Origin of the sequence: Rubrivirga sp. (assembly GCF_049648075.1) — a bacterium.
Lineage (GTDB): Bacteria > Bacteroidota > Rhodothermia > Rhodothermales > Rubricoccaceae > Rubrivirga.
Genome location: NZ_JBARYR010000678.1, coordinates 1 through 2,235, shown reverse-complemented (window position 1 = coordinate 2,235; position 2,235 = coordinate 1). Strand labels below are relative to the sequence as shown.

The window sequence follows — 2,235 nt, the reverse complement described above, 5'->3', positions numbered from 1 at the left end:
CCCACCCTCGAGGCCGATCCGCCCTCGACGGAGCCCCGCCCTCGAGGTCGCTAGGTCGAGTCCTCCCTCGTTGCATGAGGAGGGGGACAGGGGGCGGTGTCCGCGACACCGCAGTGGGCACGCCGTCCTCGAGGCCGACACGTCGAGGCCATACAGGCGCGGTGTTGCGGGCTCTACAAATGCGGGGTTTCCGCTTGCGCTGGGGAGACCACGCTGTCACCTTCCCTGCGCCCAACCTTCGGACCCCTGACGTCGCTCGACCTCGACCTTCTCCATCCTCAGCCTTCCCGCCGAGGCCGCGAGCCCGAATGGAACGCGTTCGTCGAGCTCCACAACTTGATCGCCGCCGCCGACTCGCTCGCAGTGTTTGGGCCTTCGGACCGCGACCGGATCTCGCGGCAGCGGGGCGTCGACTTGAAGAGGTACTACCCGGAGCAACGGCTCGGGCTGTACCAGCAGGTCTTGGACGCCCGGCTCTCGACCGGCGACCTCGACGCGAACGACCGGTCGGTCCTGGCCCACATCGCAGACACGCTCGCCCTCGCCGGCGCCGACCTCCGCTCGGCCCACGAGCGGGCGTTCGGGCTCGCGGTCACGGACGCCCTCGAGGACGGCCGGCTCTGCGTCGAGGAGCGGCTGTTGCTGTACAAGCTTCAGCACGCGCTCAAACTCGACCCCCAATTGGCCGAGGGCGCCTATGCCGTTCTGGCCAAGGACCGGCTGCTTCGGCCGGTGGCGCACGCACTCAGCGACGGGCTCCTGTCGCCCGACGAGGAGAAGGCCATCCTCGAGACCGCGGCCGACCTCGACGTCGAGGTCACGGCGGAGATCGAGACGATGCTCGACGGGGCTCGCGCGAGGTGGCAGGCTCAGAACGGGGAGAGACCCGAACCCAAGGCCGAGGTCGGGCTGGCCGGGACAGAGGGGGTGCGGTTTCAGGCGGCGGCGTGGTGGCGGTACGCGCACGCCTCGAAGCTGACGTCGTGGGCGGGGTACGCGGCGGTACAGGCCGGGAAGACGGAGATGCTCATTGTCCCACCGTCCGTGCTCAAGGGCTCGAAGCGGGACGGCGTCGCCGTCGTGACGGATCGGCGTCTGGTGCTCCAGGCCGAGCGCGCGATCCCGGACACGCTCGCCCTCGACAATGTGGAGCAAACCCTGCGATTCCGAAACGGCGCCGTGATCCGCCTAGCTGGCGGGCGTCGCTACTTCATCGACGCGGGAGAGCATCGGGACGACCTGTACCGACACCTGTACTACGCCGTCGAGGACGTGCGACACTCCGTCCCCGTCTCGCCAGAGCCTGCCTCGAGGTCGGACGACGATCTCCCTCCTCGCCGAGACCCCGGCGGACTCGTCTTCCGGTTCGACGACGTGCGGTGGCGGAAGGTGCTCACTGCCGAGGTCGCACAGGCCGACCACGGGTGGTTTGGTTCCGCCCAAGCGTCGACGGTCGTCAAGCGGTTGGGCGGCGCGTGGCCGAGCGCGTGGGAGCGGAAGAACATCGGCCACGTCACCGTCGACACCGAGCGTCTCACGTTCCGGCGAACGTCGGGTGGCACTCCGTGGCACACCTCGCTGCGAACCATCGAGGCGATCCATCGGCGTGGTACCGACGTCTGGATCCAGCGTCGCCACGCCCACGACTGGCTCCTGCGATGCGCCCTCGACGAGGCCGCCGAGCGGCTGACTCAGGCCCTGTCGTGGAACGTCGGTACGTGACGCAGAGCTCGATCACGCACGACACGTCCCGACCATGCAGCTTTTCGCCGGTCCCGTTCTTTGCGACGCCGTTTCTGGCGGGATGCACTACGTCCCCGTTCCACCAGAGGTGGACGACGCCCTCGAGGGCGCGCGAGCGGTGGTCGGGACGCTCTGCGACGTTCCGTTTCGCCGCGTCGTTCACGGCCGTAAGAACGGCACGCCCCACCTCCGCTTCGGCAAGCAGGTCTTGCGGCGCGCGGGGCTGTCCCTGGGCGACACGGCCTTCATCGAGGTCGAGCCGACCGACCCGGCCACGGTCCACCTGCCGCCGGAGTTCGAGGCCGCCCTCGAGGCCGATCCCGACGCTGCGGCCCGGTTCTCGACGTTCTCGGCGGGAAAGCAGCGGTCGCTCGGGACCCACGTCGCCTACCCCACGCGAGCCGAGACGCGAGAGCGCCGCGCCGTCGAGCTGTGCGAGAAGATCCGGACGCACACGCTGCACGACGACTAGCCGCCCTCGAGGTCGGCTCC

At 69.6% G+C, this 2,235-nt stretch carries 2 protein-coding genes; both read left to right on the top strand.

Annotation, left to right across the window (positions count from 1 at the left end; translation table 11 throughout):
• Nucleotides 1-336: 336 nt before the first annotated feature.
• Nucleotides 337-1,722, top strand: a complete 1,386-nt coding sequence (locus tag WBA11_RS18125) for a hypothetical protein (protein WP_424522039.1) — start codon at nucleotides 337-339, stop codon at nucleotides 1,720-1,722.
• Between the two features lie 34 nt (nucleotides 1,723-1,756).
• Complete coding sequence (locus tag WBA11_RS18120) at nucleotides 1,757-2,215, top strand: YdeI/OmpD-associated family protein (RefSeq protein ID WP_424522038.1); 459 nt, start codon at nucleotides 1,757-1,759, stop codon at nucleotides 2,213-2,215.
• Nucleotides 2,216-2,235: the final 20 nt, after the last annotated feature.

Coding starts and splice junctions, on each gene's coding strand:
- WBA11_RS18120 (WP_424522038.1), top strand. CDS start 1,757: ATGCAGCTTTTCGCCGGTCCCGTTCTTTGCGACGCCGTTTCTGGCGGG.